Origin of the sequence: Vibrio fortis (assembly GCF_000695685.1) — a bacterium.
GTDB classification, from domain to species: Bacteria; Pseudomonadota; Gammaproteobacteria; order Enterobacterales; family Vibrionaceae; genus Vibrio; species Vibrio fortis_A.
In genome coordinates this window covers 443,011-460,075 of record NZ_JFFR01000027.1, presented here as the reverse complement: position 1 = coordinate 460,075, position 17,065 = coordinate 443,011, and the positions used below count along the sequence as shown (strand labels likewise).

13 protein-coding genes are annotated in these 17,065 nt (G+C 44.0%); 6 read left to right on the top strand and 7 right to left on the bottom strand.

Annotated features, from left to right (window positions below):
• Positions 1-154 precede the first annotated feature (154 nt).
• From mngB to manA, 3 genes are read left to right on the top strand one after another with little or no spacing between them, the layout of a single operon-like run.
• On the top strand, positions 155-2,794 hold the full coding sequence (gene mngB / locus VFDL14_RS05020; protein WP_032552647.1) for a mannosylglycerate hydrolase: 2,640 nt from the start codon (positions 155-157) through the stop codon (positions 2,792-2,794).
• Positions 2,795-2,839: 45 nt separating this feature from the next.
• Complete coding sequence (locus tag VFDL14_RS05025) at positions 2,840-4,003, top strand: glycerate kinase (protein ID WP_032552646.1); 1,164 nt, start codon at positions 2,840-2,842, stop codon at positions 4,001-4,003.
• Positions 4,004-4,005: 2 nt separating this feature from the next.
• Positions 4,006-5,193, top strand: coding sequence for a mannose-6-phosphate isomerase, class I (gene manA / locus VFDL14_RS05030; protein ID WP_032552645.1), 1,188 nt, complete (start codon positions 4,006-4,008; stop codon positions 5,191-5,193).
• Positions 5,194-5,421: 228 nt separating this feature from the next.
• On the opposite strand, the gene VFDL14_RS05035 is transcribed toward manA, so the two are convergent.
• From VFDL14_RS05035 to VFDL14_RS05045, 3 genes are all read right to left on the bottom strand, one after another.
• Entirely contained in the window at positions 5,422-5,712 is a 291-nt protein-coding gene (locus tag VFDL14_RS05035) for a putative quinol monooxygenase (RefSeq protein ID WP_032552644.1), read from the bottom strand.
• 201 nt (positions 5,713-5,913) lie between these two features.
• Positions 5,914-7,353, bottom strand: coding sequence for an endonuclease/exonuclease/phosphatase family protein (locus VFDL14_RS05040; protein WP_032552643.1), 1,440 nt, complete (start codon positions 7,351-7,353; stop codon positions 5,914-5,916).
• A gap of 261 nt (positions 7,354-7,614) precedes the next feature.
• A complete protein-coding gene (locus tag VFDL14_RS05045; protein WP_032552642.1) occupies positions 7,615-8,757 on the bottom strand; it encodes an acyl-CoA desaturase in 1,143 nt (380 codons plus the stop codon).
• 182 nt (positions 8,758-8,939) lie between these two features.
• Here VFDL14_RS05045 and VFDL14_RS05050 point away from each other — a divergent pair, with 182 nt between their 5' ends.
• Positions 8,940-9,479 (top strand): GNAT family N-acetyltransferase, encoded by a 540-nt coding sequence (locus VFDL14_RS05050; RefSeq protein ID WP_032552641.1) that lies wholly within the window; start codon positions 8,940-8,942, stop codon positions 9,477-9,479.
• Between the two features lie 67 nt (positions 9,480-9,546).
• Here VFDL14_RS05050 and VFDL14_RS05055 read toward each other — a convergent pair whose 3' ends face one another.
• The 4 genes from VFDL14_RS05055 to VFDL14_RS05070 all read right to left on the bottom strand — a co-directional run bounded on the left by VFDL14_RS05055 (position 9,547) and on the right by VFDL14_RS05070 (position 13,600).
• Complete coding sequence (locus VFDL14_RS05055; protein WP_050487486.1) at positions 9,547-10,605, bottom strand: sensor domain-containing diguanylate cyclase; 1,059 nt, start codon at positions 10,603-10,605, stop codon at positions 9,547-9,549.
• A 267-nt stretch (positions 10,606-10,872) separates the two neighbouring features.
• Positions 10,873-11,808 (bottom strand): ribosome biogenesis GTPase YlqF, encoded by a 936-nt coding sequence (ylqF, locus tag VFDL14_RS05060; protein WP_032552640.1) that lies wholly within the window; start codon positions 11,806-11,808, stop codon positions 10,873-10,875.
• Positions 11,809-12,070: 262 nt separating this feature from the next.
• Entirely contained in the window at positions 12,071-13,075 is a 1,005-nt protein-coding gene (ltaE, locus tag VFDL14_RS05065; RefSeq protein WP_032552639.1) for a low-specificity L-threonine aldolase, read from the bottom strand.
• Between the two features lie 9 nt (positions 13,076-13,084).
• The gene (locus tag VFDL14_RS05070; RefSeq protein WP_032552638.1) at positions 13,085-13,600 is read right to left on the bottom strand and encodes an NUDIX hydrolase; all 516 of its coding nucleotides are present in this window, start codon (positions 13,598-13,600) and stop codon (positions 13,085-13,087) included.
• A 291-nt stretch (positions 13,601-13,891) separates the two neighbouring features.
• On the opposite strand from VFDL14_RS05070, the gene VFDL14_RS05075 reads away from it, so the two are divergent.
• Entirely contained in the window at positions 13,892-15,550 is a 1,659-nt protein-coding gene (locus tag VFDL14_RS05075) for an ATPase RavA domain-containing protein (protein WP_032552637.1), read from the top strand.
• A gap of 11 nt (positions 15,551-15,561) precedes the next feature.
• A complete protein-coding gene (gene viaA / locus VFDL14_RS05080; protein ID WP_032552636.1) occupies positions 15,562-17,007 on the top strand; it encodes an ATPase RavA stimulator ViaA in 1,446 nt (481 codons plus the stop codon).
• Positions 17,008-17,065 lie beyond the last annotated feature (58 nt).

The following is a 17,065-nucleotide window of genomic DNA, read 5'->3' as shown; positions in this document are numbered from 1 at the left end:
CTGTCCTAATTTCTGTGCTCCTAACGTTTTATTCACACAGAATCTGGGCGTGGATTCTTGCACTCTAAATTTAGTGGCAGCCAGTTTTAACCCATTGAAAATTTTAAAAATTAGCGGTTTTGAGTGTCGAATCCGCAAACTTAGGTAAATCACTATGACTACATCACGCGTTCATATTACTCCACACATGCACTGGGATCGTGAATGGTATTTCACTACTGAAGAGTCGCGTATTCTTCTTGTGAACAACATGGAAGAGATCATGCAGCGTCTTGAGAACGACCCTGAATACAAGTATTACGTTCTCGATGGACAAACAGCGGTGCTGGAAGATTACTTTGCTATCAAGCCAGAGAATAAAGCGCGCGTAAAAGCACTGGCAGAAGCAGGTAAGTTGATCGTGGGCCCTTGGTACTCTCAGACTGACACTATGCAAGTTTCAGGTGAGTCTATCGTTCGTAACATGATGTATGGACTACGTGATTGCCTAGAGCTAGGTGAGCCAATGAAGATCGGTTATCTACCGGATTCATTCTCAATGAGCTCGCAATTGCCAATGATCTACAATGGCTTTGGTATTGATACTGCTATGTTCTGGCGTGGCTGTTCTGAACGTCACGGTACCAATAAAACAGAATTTTTGTGGCAATCGAATGATGGCTCAGAAGTGATGGCGCAAGTGCTTCCTCTGGGATACGCAATTGGTAAATATCTGCCTCAAGACGAAGAAGGCCTGCGTGCTCGTCTAGACAAATACTTCCCAGTATTAGAGAAACCTTCAGTAACGAAAGACATTCTGTTACCTAATGGTCATGACCAGATGCCGATTCAGAAAGACATCTTTGAAGTGATGGATAAGCTGCGTGAAGTGTATCCAGATCGTGAATTCATGATGAGCCGCTTTGAGGAAGTGTTCGATCGTATCCGTGAAGAGCGTGACAACCTAGACACTATCAAAGGTGAATTTAACGACGGCAAATACATGCGCGTTCACCGCACGATCTCTTCTACGCGTATGGATATCAAATTGATTCACGCAGAAGTAGAAAACAAGATTGTAAACATCCTAGAGCCACTGGCATCGATCGCATGGTCTCTGGGCTTTGAATACCATCACGGTCTCATCGAGAAAATGTGGAAAGAGAGCATGAAGAACCACGCTCATGACTCTATCGGCTGCTGTTGTTCAGATAAAGTACACGCTGAGATCCTAAACCGCTACATTCTAGCGGACGACATGGCATCAAACCTAATCAACTTCTATAAACGTAAGATCGTTGACCATATGCCAGCGCGTGAAGGTTGCGACAAACTGGCGTTCTTCAACTTGTCTCCTTATGAGCGTGAAGAGGTCATCAATACAACGATTACGATTCGCGCAAACGAGTTCAACATCTTTGATGAGCACGGCAATCAAGTCGAATACTACATCCAAGATCAACGTGTGATTGACCCGGGTAAGATCGACCGTCAGATCGTGCACTACGGTAACTACGACCCGTTCATTGAATACGATATTCAAATTAAACGTGCTGTGCCAGCAATGGGTTACACCACACTGCACATTGAAACGAATGCAAAAGGCAATAACATCGTTGCTGAACAAAAAGACTACCTGTTAGAGAACGAATTCTACCGCATCAATGTCAACGACAACGGCACACTGTCAGTATTCGACAAAGAAACAGAGATGCTGTTTGACCAAGTACTTCGCGTAGAAGACGGTTCAGACGATGGTGATGAGTACGATTACTCCCCATCTCGCCAAGAATGGCTGCTTTACTCGGATGAGTTTAAGGCTGAAACCAGCATTAAACACGAAGGTTTCCAATCTGTAGCAACAATAAAGCTACGTATGAACGTGCCAGCAAGCTTACAAGAGCGTGAAGAGCGCACTGGCCAAAACGGCTTCGTCGATGTTGATTGCCAAGTAGTATTGAAACAAGGCTCGCGCCGTATTGAAGTTCGTATGGAACTAGATAACCAAGCGGATGACCACCGTGTTCGTGTTCTAGTACCAACGCCATTCGTTTCTGAAAATGTCGTTGCTGATAACCAGTTCGGCTTGATTACTCGCCCAACGAACGATCCAGCAATGGCGGTTTGGGAAGAAGAGAAGTGGAAAGAAGCGCCAGTACCGGTTTACCAACTAATGAACTTCGCTGCTGTTGAAAACACCACGGGTGGTATGGCGTTGATGACTAATGGTCTACGTGAGTTTGAAGTTATCTCAAGCAAAGGCAACGAAGAGCGCGACACATTTGCTCTAACTCTACTGCGCGGTGTTGGCGTACTGGGTAAAGAAGAACTATTGCTTCGCCCTGGTCGTCCTTCAGGTATCAAGATCCCAACGCCAGATTCACAAACACGAGGCAAGATCGTATGTGAGTTTGCACTGTTTGGTTTTGCAGGTAACCACATTGACGCAAACATCATGGCGGAAGCTCGTGACAATGTCACACCTATCGAGTGCTACAACAAGATCCCATACAACGCGATGAAGCTGAACGTCGGCGAGCAGGATAAGCCTTTGACGTACTCACTGCTAAGCAAAGAGCAAAAGGGCGCGGTGTTAAGTGTGCTTAAGAAAGCAGAGGACGAAGATGCGTTGATTCTTCGTGTCTACAACCCTGCCGAATCGGGTGAAGTAGAAGACAAGGTTCAGTTTAGTCAACCTGTGACTTCTTGGCTTGAAACGAGTATGGACGAACGAGTTCGCGATACTCAAGTGGAAGCTCAAACCTTTGGCACTCTAAAGGCGTGTCAGGCGAAATCATTCCAAGTGAAATTCTAACTTAAGGTACTCCGCCCTGATTTTGGGCGGAGTAGGTGAACGACGATGAAAATTGTTATTGCTCCTGATTCATTCAAAGAATCCCTAACAGCAAAGCAGGTATGTGAAAGCATTGAGGCTGGGTTTCGCCAAGTATTTCCTTGTGCAGAGTATGTTCACTTACCGTTAGCTGATGGTGGAGAAGGAACGGTTGATGTTCTGTTGCAAGGGCTTGAAGGTGAGTTGCACACAGCAACAGTAACGGGACCACTCGGTGAACCTGTTCAAGCAAACTGGGCGTTACTTAATGGTGACAAGTCAAACGGAGAGAAAACGGCACTGATTGAATTCGCTGCTGCTTCAGGTCTTGACCTCATTACACCACAGCAGCGAGACGTTCAGCGAGCAACCAGCTTTGGTACAGGGGAACTGATCAAACAAGCATTAGATTGTGGTGTAGATAAGATCTTACTTGGCTTAGGTGGTAGTGCCACGAACGATGCGGGGGCGGGGATCGCTCAAGCATTAGGAGCGAGATTACTGGATGCGAACGGTTGTGAATTACAACCGGGTGGTGCTGCGTTGAGTGATATCGCAAAGATAGATCTTTCAAACCTTCACCCTCGCTGTAGCACCGTTGAGTTTATTGTTGCTTGCGATGTAGATAATCCATTGACTGGCCCTAATGGAGCAAGCCACGTCTTTGGTCCGCAGAAAGGGGCAACAACGGAACTTGTCGAAACGTTGGATGCAGCCATTGAACACTTTGCTTTGGTGGTGAAATCAGAGAGTGGGCAAGATCATCGTGAGCGTATGGGGTTTGGAGCCGCTGGTGGCGCACCTCTAGGGTTATCTTTGTTGTTTGATATTGAGATCAAGCAAGGCATTGAGATGGTTTTGGATACGCTCAATGCAGATGAGATGTTAACCAATGCCGACTTAGTGATCACAGGAGAAGGCCAAATGGATAACCAAACCTTACAAGGTAAGACGCCATTTGGAATCGCCAGACGAGCGCAAAGCAAAGGCATTCCAACGATCGGTATTGCTGGTTCATTAGGTCAAGAAATTGATGAGTTATACCAAGTCATCAACAGCACCTTTGGCACTGTACGTTCACCGCAACCTTTAGAACAAGTTTTATCAGAAGCGAGTCACAACCTAACTCGCACTGCTCGCAACATCGCAGCCACGCTTAAGCTTGGCGGCCAGATTTTTAATGAGAAGTAATTATGTCTCTATTTAAACTCGACAATGTTATTCAAAACTACGAATGGGGCAGTAAAGACTCCATTAACCAATTGTTCGGTATTGTAAATCCTAATCAAGAACCACAAGCTGAGATCTGGATGGGAGCTCACCCAAATGGTTGTTCGAAGGTCGGTGACACAGGCGAAACTCTCTCTCATGTGATTGACGAGAACAAGATTGACGTTTTAGGCGGCTATACAGCGGCACGCTTTGGTGAATTACCTTTCCTATTTAAGGTGCTGGCTGCGGAAACACCCTTGTCTATTCAAGTTCACCCAAACAAACGTAAATCTGAAATAGGTTTCGAGCGCGAGAACGCAGAAGGTATTCCATTGAATGCAGCTAATCGTAACTATAAAGATCCAAACCATAAGCCCGAGCTGGTTTACGCGTTAACCTTCTACAAGGCGATGAATGGATTCAGACCGATTGAAGACATTATTGCTTTGTTTGAAGAGGCTGATATTCCGTCGTTAGCGATTGAGTTAAACGTTCTTAAAGCCAATGCCGACAGTGATTCATTGAAAGCATTTTTTACCGCGATCATGTCGTTAGAAGGCGAAAAGAAAGAAACGGCGTTACAGGAATTGTACGCGGCACATCGACGTCCGGCTAAGACGGTAATGGGCAGAGAAGCTTTGCAATACAGCCAAGACTTTAAACAGCACTACCCAGGTGACATCGGTTTGTTTGCGCCATTGATGTTAAACACGGTTGAACTCGCACCGGGAGAAGCCATGTTTTTGTTTGCGGAAACACCACACGCTTATGTTCAAGGTACTGGTTTAGAGATCATGGCGAACTCCGACAACGTTCTGCGAGCAGGTTTAACGCCAAAGTACATTGATGTTCCAGAGCTGATTGACAACACTATTTTTGAGCCTATCAAGCCGCAAGACATCCGTCTTAAGCCAGTGCTAAAAGAGGGCAAAATGAGTTATCCAATTCCAGTGGATGATTTTGGTTTTGATATCTTATCTGCTACAGATGAAAGTAAATCTCAGTATCTTCGTAGCGCGGAAATCCTGTTCTGTGTGGAAGGGGAAGCGACGGTGACTTCAGAAGGGCAAAGCATCACATTGAAGCCGGGAGAGTCGGTTTTTGTGAGTAACAATTCAAGTGTTTACCAATATCAAGGGAATGGTATCTTGGCTCGTGCTTTCAACTAATGCCCCCGTGTTAGCTAAAAAGCAAAGAGATATCAGAGCGTTATTTAGTCATAGTTAACGCTCAATATTGGTTTGATGGTTGCTATAGAGCTGTTATAAGCAGTCACAAAGTTTGACCATGCCCGCCGTAGTTGGCGGGTTTTTTCGTTATGGATAAAAAATCACAAGTCCTTAAAACGACAAAACCCCGTTTTATTAACGGGGTATTCTAAAGTCGTGAGAAGTTACTTAGGCGACGTGAGTCATTTTGTTGATAATAAACGATTCAACCGAACCTTCAGTTGCCGCAAGGTAGTCCGCGATATGTTGGCTGCCTAAATGCTTCTCTAACAGAGTTTCTGATTCCCAATTTTCATGAAAAACGAAGTGAGCAGGTTTGTCGTTGTCTTGGTGCAGATCGTAATTGATACAACCTTCCTCTACACGAGTAGGCTCGATTAATTTGATCAGTTCAGATTTAACTAGGTCGATGCGGTCTTGTTTCGCGATGATAGTTGCAATAATAGTTAGCTTGCTCATTCTTTGTTCCTTGGTATTTCACGCGGTAAGTGCAAGTAATATAGGCAGTTTATAGACGGGATTAAAGAGTGCCCAAATCCAATAACTATGGATACTTGAGTCCATAATTAAAGAGGGTTGCTTGAGTAATAATTACAAAAAGAAAATAAAAAATGCCCAACTCAAGAGTCGGGCATTATTGAAAAAGCTTAAGCGGCAATATTAGTTATGGATTTCAGCTTTGATCCAAACCATGCGATGGTCAGAAGAGATATCTTTACCGTTACCGTAGTTGCCTACACGCTCATCATTCATCAATAGACGACCATCTTCAAATGTAGCAGGCCAGTACACGCCAGAATCTGAAATAGTTAGGTTCTCTGATGGAACAACGTGATCAAGACGGAGGCCACTCGTGCTTGTTACTTGACCTGGGTATGGAGTATCCCAGTTTGCTTCTTTACATTCGCCAAGCGCTAGACATTCTGGGCCACCAAGGCTAGCTGGTGCTAATGGACCAAACGTTGCTAAACGGTTAACTTTGTCGTGATCCATTAGTGCATTGATTGCTGTTAGGTCGCCATCGCCTTTAAGAGGATCGGCATTAAGGTCGCCCATTACTACGAACTTGGCATCATCAGCTAAACCGCCTGTCACACCTTTATCATCGTACATGTAGCTTTTACCTTCGATGTAATCAACCCAGAAGTTAACTTCATCAGCATTTTGAACCTTGTTCTTACCTGTATCGAAAATCGGTGGTGTCGGGTGAGACATAAGCAGATGAATTGTGTCAGTAGTGCCATCGTTTTGCGGGATCAGGATTGGTGCGTCAACGTGGTTTTTAGAAGAAAGGCGAACTTCTGCCCATTCTTCAGCAGTATACCAATCATCACCACATTCCATACCTTCAGGGATCGGGTTCCAAGAATCATTACAGTTGGTGATCGTTGGCATGGTAGCCGAAGGCATATCGCTCCATTTGAATTTTTGGAAAGTACGAATGTTGTCGTGATCAATTTCGTACATTGACATTAGAGCGAACGCATATTGTCCGTGGTAATTACCAAAGCCCCATGCATCGCCTGGGAGCTGGCCTGCATTACCATCGTTATCTAAGTCAAAACCAAACTCGTTTAATAGACCGGTGTTGGTTGCGAAGTTAGCAAAGTATTGGAATACGATTGGCTCTAATTGAATACCGTCTTGGTCAAAACTATTCGAGTTTTGAGAAACCGCAAGGTAGTTCAAACGGAAACCAATGATAGCGTCATTGTTTTCCGCAGTACCGTCGTTGTTGAACTCTGCCATCATAATAACTGCTGGGCGCTCAGTCTGGATGATTGCAGCTACGTTGCGAATCTGGATTACTTTAAGAGCTGTTGCGTTGTCTTCATCAGACAGCGTTTTATCTTGCCAGCCTTTAATCAGTGCATCTTGCTCTGGTTTAGTCAGCTTCATTTCTGCAACAAGATCTTCGTAGGTATAACGATCGAAAGATAGGTTAAATACTGCGATGCGTCCTTTGCTGTCTACAGGAGTCGGTTGTGGAACTTCAGGCTTAGGAACTTCTGGGTAGTAATTGTTTGTTGTTTCGTCACCGCAGCCGAATAAAAGGGTAGTAGAGATTGCTAGCGCCAGTGATGTTTTTAACATTTTCATAAAATGATTCGCTTTTGTAGTCCGTGGAACAGGAGGGCGCGCATTCTATGTTACAAAATGAAATTCCGTAAGTGACTTTGATCACAACTAGAAATGTAAGCAAACGTTTTCTTACATTGTAAGTGTGATATTAGATGTTGCTTCAGATTTGATTAGAGTTTTTATTCAACCCAAATCATAAACAGGGTAATAAAAACGAAAAAGCGCCGAGGCTGTTTTAGCCTAGGCGCTTGATAAAAAACAGAATATGTTATTAAAAGGTTAAGCGTACTGTTCTATTGTTTGGGCCCAATTACGCTTCTGCTGTTCAAAATTGAGCTTGATTTGTTGGTAACGAACTTTAAGCAATGAGTGCTCATACTTCTTAACTACATCGTCTCGTTTGCTCTCAAGCAACTGCTTTTTCACCGCGTAGTATTCATTCATGTTTGCAACAAGAGAGTCGAACTCTGCTTGCAGTTTCTCCGCAATTTGAATGTTGTCTGCTCGATGCATGATTTTCTGTTGAGTACGCTTTAATAGCATCGTAGCTTCTGCTTTCTCAATTCGAGCCTGTGGCGTTTTCTTTAATTTCGATGTTAGGCCGCATAGCGACGCGCTTTTGATCAGCCATTTAGTTGGATCGTATTGCCACCAGTAAATGCCATTGCGGTAATCATTCTCAAAAATATGATGAAAGTTGTGGTAACCCTCGCCAAAAGTCAAAACCGCAAGAATGCCATTATCACGTGCTGTGTTCTTATCTGTGAAAGGTTGGCTACCCCAGATGTGAGCTAGCGAGTTAATGAAGAAAGTGGTGTGATGGTTAAGTACTAAACGAACTGCACCAACCATTAGCAACATGCCAATCACGTCACCATAGATCACGCCAAGCGCGATAGGGACACCAAAATTCATGATCAGTGCTAGCAAGATGTAATGCTTATGCTGCCACATCACAATTTTGTCTTTTTTAAGATCGCGGCAATTTTCGTAATTTTTATAAATTGAGGTGTTGTAGTTGCGAATCATCCAACCGATATGCGAGTACCAAAAACCACGTTTAGCTGAGTATGGGTCTTTGTCGTTATTATCGACATGCTTGTGATGTACTCGGTGATCTGAAGACCAGTGAAGGGCACTGTTTTGAAGTGCAAATGCGCCACCCAAAGCAAAAAGGAATCGTAAGCTAGAATGTGCTTCAAACGCCTTGTGTGACCACAAACGATGGTAACCCGTTGTTATTGATAGATTACAAAAGCTAAAACAGATCGCCAACCAAACCCAATGCTCCGCGCCATAGCCGTTGTAGTAGCCATATAGAGGGGCGGCAACTAGAGCCAAAAGCATACTAAAAGAGAAGATAAAAACGTTTAGCCAGATCAGAGGCGGCTTCTTATTTTGCGTTGTATTGGCAGTTGTCATCAGCATATTCCATTGAGCGTACAGATGTGCGCTAGAATATCAGCGTACACGTGTAAGTCAAGAATCAAAGTGTAAGTACCTATTAGCTGTCGGGTTTTAATAGTATGTTTTGCTTTAATTTTGTAGGTAAGTAGTATTAAATGTAGAAGTTATAAATAAATGGAAGTGCTAAGGGCTAATAAATGGAAATTAGAGTAGCTGAATATAAAGATTACGAGCGTATCGCACAGTTACATGCAGACAGTTGGAAAATCTACTATCGAGGTATTCTTGCTGACCAATATCTAGATCAGGACGTTCTAGAAGACAGATCGGTAATTTGGCAAACACGTCTTATCAACCCTCCTTTTAACCAACATGTTTTACTTCTTGAAGAAGGTGGGCTGCTTGTTGGGTTTGTATGTGCATTCGGAAATCACAACTTCGACCGTGGTACTTTTATTGATGCGTTGCATGTTGATAACGCCTACCGTGGTCGTGGGATTGGTAAACGCTTGTTATCAGAGCTCTCAGAGAGACTTGAGCAATACTATGCTGATAGTGGCCTTTACTTAGAGGTGATGTCTAAAAACAAGCAAGCTATCGGGTTTTATGAGTCCATCGGTGGTAAAGAAGAGCTTGAGCAAATTTGGGATGCGCCTTGCGGCAGTAAAGTAAAAGAGAAAGTCTACTCTTGGCCTTCACCTTCGACTTTAGCTCAGCAACTACAAACGCCAGCTTGATAAAGTTAGCACGATTAAAAATAGAAAGCCCCGAGGATTAGCTCGGGGCTTTTTATTTGTGCCGTGTTTAGACTGCTGCAGTTTCTACATTGGGGTAGGAGACGGTGCACCATGAAATGCAGTTACGCCCATTCTTCTTAGATTGGTAAAGCGCTCTATCAGCATCTTCAATCAATTGTTCAACCGAACCAACTGCGCGATCAATATGTTTTACGCCAACAGAAACTGTCACGTCCAAAGAAAGCTTTGAAGGTGATGTGAGCAAACTATCGGAAAGTTGTTGCGCCTGGGTGCTATTTAACCCTTGAGCAATAATCAGAAACTCTTCTCCACCATATCTGAAAAGGTTGCTCTTAACTGGCAGCTTAGCCTTAATCGCTTTCGCAAGTTCTTTGATAACCATATCGCCAGTTTGGTGACCGTATGTATCGTTGACCGACTTAAAGTGGTCGATATCGATCATAATGGTTGTCATAGATTGATTGCGATTGATGTTCGGCTCGATAACTTGATGAAGATAAAGTCTGTTGTAGCAGCCGGTTAGAGCATCTTGGTAAGAGAGTGCTTCAAACAGGTTCGATTGTTTTCTCAGCTGGATCGCCTGCTTGCGCAGTTGTTCAGATTGGGAGAAGCGTTTATGAACTTCTAAGTCTCTTCTTAAGCTTGCTGCGGCAACCAATACGTAGGTTGCTAAATAGATAGAGATAATTTCAAGCTCATGCGCAGGTTCAGCGGCATAAAGAAGTGGCGATAAACCGATAAGATAGCTAGCCAGTATGCAGGTTAGGGTAAATAAACTGTATCGAGCAGATAGGCGAGAGAAGGTACCCAGATAAATCATTACTAGAATGACGCCGCCTTGGTAATCATAATTTCCAAAGCCGATGGCTATCCTTCCAACGACAACAAGAAACAGTGCACTCGTTATCAGTAGTAAACTCTCTAACTGTTGTAGTATGTTTGGTCGATTATTTATGCAGTAATACGCGGCTCCCGCCATCAGTGCTGAAAGAATGACGCGCAGAACAATAGGCATGATGCACTGGTCACCAAAATGAATGAAGTCGGTGATGATAAAGGCTAGAAATATAGTGATCGGTAGGTAGATGAAATTGACATACGGCAGGTATATTTCATTATCAAAATAGGTTTTGAAACGCTGGTTTTGAAAACCGGGATATGAACGCATCTTAAAATTCGCTACGGGATCACAAAATAATGCGTCAGTATGTCTATGAAACTCACTAATGTAAATTTTAGATTTTATTTATGTGACAAGATATTAGTTCTATCAATGACGGGGTAATGCTGAGAAGTAACGCCCTAACGATATCATTAGGGCGCGAAAAGCCGGAAAATTCGCGTAACGAGTTTACGCGAATGTGGGCAATAATTAGCGCTTGTTCTTCAGGTAACGCTTACGACGCTCTTCTTTTTTCTTTGCTTTCTCTTCAGCTTTACGTAGTGCTTCTTGTTCTACTTCAATCAGCTCTTGTGTGATCATCTCTGGTAGCTCTAGAGTCACTTGACCTAGTGTGCCGTTGCGCAGTTCATGAAGTAGAATTTCTGAACATTTATGCAAATCGATATGACCGCCTGCACGCAGTGCACCGCGCTTGCGACCGATCTCTTCCATCAGTTCAATGTCTGACTCTGGTAGTTCTTCGATTTGGTAACGCTCTTTCAGTAGGTGAGGGTATTGCTTCGCCAAGTACTCTACTGTGTAGAAAGCTACTTCATCGTATTCCATTGCAGTATCTTTTACTGCACCAGTTGCTGCTAGGCGGAAGCCACTGTGTGGGTTTTCCACTTTTGGCCACAAGATTCCCGGAGTATCGGAAAGCACCACACCGTTTTGTAGGTTGATGCGTTGCTGGCGACGAGTAACTGCAGGTTGGTTACCTGTTACAGCGATAGTACGACCGGCTAGGCAGTTGATGATGGTTGATTTACCAACGTTTGGAATACCCATGATCATGGTACGAATGTTTTTACCGATCTCTTCACGGTGAGGAGCTAACTTACGTACCAGCTCCATGATGTGATTCACTTCTTCTTTAACGCTGGTGGTAATTGCGATCGCTTTTACACCTTGCTCTTTTTCAAAGTGCTCAATCCACATCTGTGTTAGCTCTGGATCGGCTAGGTCGCGTTTGTTTAGAACTTTAACTACCGGTTTACCTGCTTTGATCTCTGCAATCATTGGGTTTTCTGAACTAAATGGAATACGCGCATCTAGTACTTCAATGATAACGTCAACTTTAGGGATAACTTCTTCGATTTCTTTGCGGGCTTTGTGCATGTGGCCCGGAAACCATTGGATAGACATAGAGATAAACCTTGTAAAAATATTTTGAGCACATTGTAAGGGTTCGATAGGGCGTGTAAAGCTATATAGGCTTTGCACTGCGATATATCGGTAGAAAAACAACCAAGTGCTTTAGTTTATTGAGCTTAGCACAGGCTGAAGTCGGCTTATCTTGTTTTACGTCGAGGGTAGGCGGAGCTTTTTGAAGGCAAAAATAAACCCTATATTGTGATTAGCAACATAGGGTTTGGTTTTATTCAGTTATTTGGGGCGCAAGCAGTAACTAAAGAACGGCTTTAAGCTCTGTGAGGAAGCGAGCGATATCTGCGCTAGAGATATCACGGTGTGTCACAAAGCGAATAGGGTTGCTTGGAGTAATAGTGATCTCTTTTGCTGCCAGCTTATTTGCGATTGCTGCGATATCGACACTGTCATCTAGCTTGGCGAATACGATGTTAGTTTGAACAAAGTCAGGGTTCACTGAGAAGCCTGGCAATTCGCTAAGGCCAATCGCGAGATCTTTCGCGTTTTTGTGGTCGGTCTTCAGTTGTTCTACGTTTTCTGTAAGCGCCATTTTACCTGCTGCCGCCAAGATACCGGCCTGGCGCATACCGCCCCCCACCATTTTTCTTAGGCGACGTGCTTTAGCGATATACTCTTTGCTGCCTAGAAGCAGTGAACCAACCGGAGCCCCCAGACCTTTAGATAAACAGATGGTCATTGAGTCAAAGTGCTGAGCGATTTCTTTAACGGGAACATCTAATGCCGCCGCTGCGTTGTAAACACGAGCACCATCTAAATGCAGTTTTAAACCGTGCTTGTTGGTAAACTCACGAGCTTCTGCCAAGTAGGAGAGTGGTAACACTTTACCATTGATGGTGTTTTCTAAGCTCAGTAGCGTTGTGCGAGCGAAATGGCTGTCGTCAGGTTTGATTGCACTTTCGAGTTTGCCAAAGTCTAGAGTACCGTCTGGGTTATTCTCAATCGGTTGTGGCTGAATTGAACCGAGAACCGCGGCACCTCCAGCTTCATATTTATAGTTGTGAGCTTGCTGCCCACACAAGTATTCATCACCGCGACCACAATGTGCCATTAACCCCAAAAGGTTGGCTTGCGTGCCCGATGAAGTGAACATGGCGGCTTCAAAACCCGCTTCTTCGGCTGCCCACTGCTCTAAGTCGTTTACAGTCGGATCATCACCGTAGACATCGTCGCCAACCTCTGCGTTAGCCATAACTTGGCGCATAGCCTGACTTGGTTTGGTGACGGTATCAGAACGAAAGTCCATATTTCTCTCCTATAGGTAGCCGCAAAGCTGGGCTTTACTTAAACACGCGATAGTTTTGGTATCGGTAATTTGGTCGTTACGAATTTTTTGTTGAAGCTCTTCAACAGTCAGCTCAAGCACTTCAATGACTTCGTCATCATCACAGCTAAAGCGTGTGGTTAGGTTGAGTTCTGATGCAACGAATAGATGCTGGATCTCATCACAGAAGCCAGCGAGTGGAGTCACTTGCCCCAAACTTTGAAATTGACCAGCACTGTAACCAGTCTCTTCTTCGAGTTCTCGCTTGGCACAATCTAAAGGTGTTTCACCTTGTTCCATCGTGCCTGCTGGGAGTTCTAACAGCCATTTTTTTAACGAAGGTCTAAATTGATTGATAAGAATGACCTTTCCGTTAGACGTGATGGGAAGTATGACTGCTGCGCCAGGATGTTGAATCGTAGTGTGAGTTATTGAAGACCCGGTGGGTAATTTAACATCCTCTTCTATAAGTGAGATGCTTTTCCATTTGTGGATTATTGTTTTCATGGAGTGGTAGTCACTTTCCTTGCCAATTGCCGGACATATAAGACGTCGACCACCATAACGCCAATTATGTCGAAAATAAAAGAAAAATTCTGAATGCGTTCCACGAAACTCATCACACATTGTGACTCTATTCTCAAAATTGGAATCTTTGATTACACCAAAATTACCAACCTAACCATCTGATATAAATGCTACTCAACAATAAAATACACTTGTAACAAAGTGCTAACAAATGTATAAAAACATATCTACACTCTTAATTATCTTGAAAGTTTCCGGAGTTTTGCTGTGATGAATCCTTCTGTATCCTCCCATGCTGACAAAGCATTACTCTCCGAACGCATTAACAAGCTTGCTCAAGCCTTATCTGACGGTGTTTACGAACGTGAAGACACCATTAAACTTTGTTTACTTGCTGCGCTTGCAGGCGAAAGTGTTTTCTTGCTTGGTCCTCCGGGTATCGCGAAAAGTTTGATCGCGAAACGTTTAATACAAGCTTTCGATAACAGTAGCTACTTCGAATATTTGATGACGCGCTTCTCAACCCCAGAAGAAGTTTTTGGCCCGTTGAGTATTCAAGAATTGAAAGACAATGGTCGTTACGTGCGTTTAACTGAGGGTTACTTGCCAACAGCTCAGGTTGTTTTCCTTGATGAGATTTGGAAAGCCGGCCCAGCAATCCTTAATACGCTATTGACCGTTGTTAACGAAAAAACCTTTAAAAACGGCAGCGACATCGAACGTGTTCCTATGCGACTGTTGGTCTCTGCATCTAACGAGTTACCAGATGAAGACAGCGGCCTAGAGGCACTTTATGACCGTATGTTGGTGCGCGTGTTCGTAAACCGTATCCAGAATAAGCAGAACTTTAAGTCGATGCTAACCACGGGTACACCTCAAGAAGCGACCATCCCACCGGGTCTGGCTATCACTGATATTGAATATCACCAATGGCAGAAGGAGTTAGATCGTCTAGAGCTTAACGACAACGCCTTCGACAAGCTTTACGAGCTTAAAACCATGCTTGAAGAGACAGTGAAGAAGCAGGGCGGCGCAATGTCAGACTCAGATCTTTACGTGTCTGACCGTCGTTGGAAGAAAGCCGTTAAGCTGCTTAAAGCAAGTGCCTTCTTCAGTGGCCGTGATACCGTTAATCCGCTTGATATCATGTTACTTCAAGACTGTTTATGGCATAGCCCAGAGTCTCGTGACGTGGTTCGTAGTGTCGTTAACGATTTTGCGTTGAACCGAGCGTTTGACCAACAAGAATCAAAACACCAAATTGAGCTTGCACGTGAAGAGTTAGAAGAGATTCAAGACGATGTAGAGTCAACTCTATCTGTATCTCTTTCAATGGAAACGAGTAGCGGTCTACTGCGTAAAGACATTTACCAGCACGATATCAAGAACGCGAAAATGTACAGCGTTGGTAGTGCCTACAACCTAGTGAAATTGGTACTACTGCAAAGCAACATGTCAGTGTCTGAATCTGAAAAAGGCGACAGTCGCTGGGTTTACGTTGCTAAAGATGATTTCGACCGCGTGATCAAAGAAGGTCACGGTGACATCTATGGTTACGTAAATGAAAACAAGAACCTATGTCGTCTCAAGCTGGATTTAGATGCATCCAACCAACTCGTTATCAAAGACATTGCTAACCGTTCAGTGTTAGTGAGCGTCGTGACGTCTGATGGTCTGGACAAAGAACTATACGACAAATGGTTAACAGGTGCAGAAGCCGCGCTTAAACAACTTCAAGACGCAGAATTTAACCTTAAGAAAGTGCGCTCAGATTTCCATGGTGCGCTACCACATAACTTTATTGACCCTGAATTACCGAAGGCGATGGAAGCAAGCTTGCAATCCATCACTCAAGATCTTGAGACCACACAGGTTAAGAGCAGTAAGATCGTTCAGCGTATCAAGTTCATGAGCCAATACTTCGAGTAAGGGGACCCTATATGTTAGGAGCAGACGGATTAAATCTGGCTTTAATGGTGGCAGACTCTGGCATCATTGATACTGCAATGAATGACTTATTGGCCCGCTCGCAAGTGATGATGGCGGCGGAAAACAAAGGTGTTAAAACCTCTGTTAAAAACCATTTAGTTAAGTGGCGTGGCAAGGTAAAAAAACGCGTCACCAAAGTCTGCGAAACCGATCGATTTCAACAAGAAATTGCCCTCTACCAAGAAGTGATTCACTGGAATGAAGAGCAGTTTTTTGAAGAGATCGACTCGGTGATCAAAAAGCTGGAGTGGCACTCTGCGTTTTATCTACAAGCTCGCCGTCTGCTTGAACACAATAAGGGCGTGTATAACGCCATGTTCCCGCACTACTTCTGTGACCAGTGGTATCAAGCCCTGTCTGAAGCGATCAAGCAAGCTCAGGTAACCGAGCTTGAAGCAAGCAAAGAGAAAGTGCTTGCTGACCTTTACCAGCGCATGGAAACCATGAAAAACATGGACAAAGTGACGGAATCTGGTGATGAAGGCAGTGTAGGGCGTTTGTGGGATATGGCGTCAGCCAAGCTGAGCAAAACCGACCTTACGGTAATGAAGCGTCATGCAGAGTTCCTTAACAAGCACAAAGGGCTTCAAGAGATTGCCGAGAAGCTTGGTCGTATGGCTGGTTTAGAAGATGACCCGTCACTGCATAAAGCGCCAGTCGAAGAGCTTCAAATGGTCGAAGAAAAAGCCGATGAAGCGGTAGACGATATTGTCGGTATTCACGAAAGTGACGACCTTAATAAGATGCTGCCAAATGAGACCATGTTTTTGGCTTACCCAGAACTTGAAGTTATCTTCTATAAGCATTTAGCTGATAAGCGCTTATTGAGTTACCGCTCTCAAGGTAAATCTCGTACCTTAAGAAAAGTGAAAGCGCAAAAGCCAGATGCTAAGAATGTCGACATCGAGAAAGGGCCATTTATCGTCTGTGTTGACGCCTCTGGCTCAATGAGCGGATTCCCAGAACAATCAGCTAAAGCTATGGCTTATGCTCTGATGCAAATTGCATTGGCAGAAGAGCGCGATTGTTACGTAATTCTGTTCTCTTCAGAGCAAATTACTTATGAGTTAACTCGTCAGGATGGATTGCGTGAAGCGAGTGACTTCTTAAGTTACTCATTCCACGGCGGTACCGATCTAGAACCAGTCTTGATGAAGTCGATTGATCTCATGATGGGTGATAAATACAAGAACGCAGATTTGGTTGTGCTTTCTGACTTTATCGCACCTAAGCAGTCTGATGAGATGATTGCGCAGGTTGAGAAATTGAAACAACACAAGAACCGCTTCCACGCTGTGAGCCTTTCTAAGTACGGCAACCCTCAATTAATGAGTATGTTTGATCACTGTTGGTCGTACCATCCAAGCCTCGTTGGGCGTTTAATGAAAAAATGGTGATGTAAATTGCTGTACGATTTCTGTATGAATAGGTGGAAGGTGCAGCAATTTGATTTAA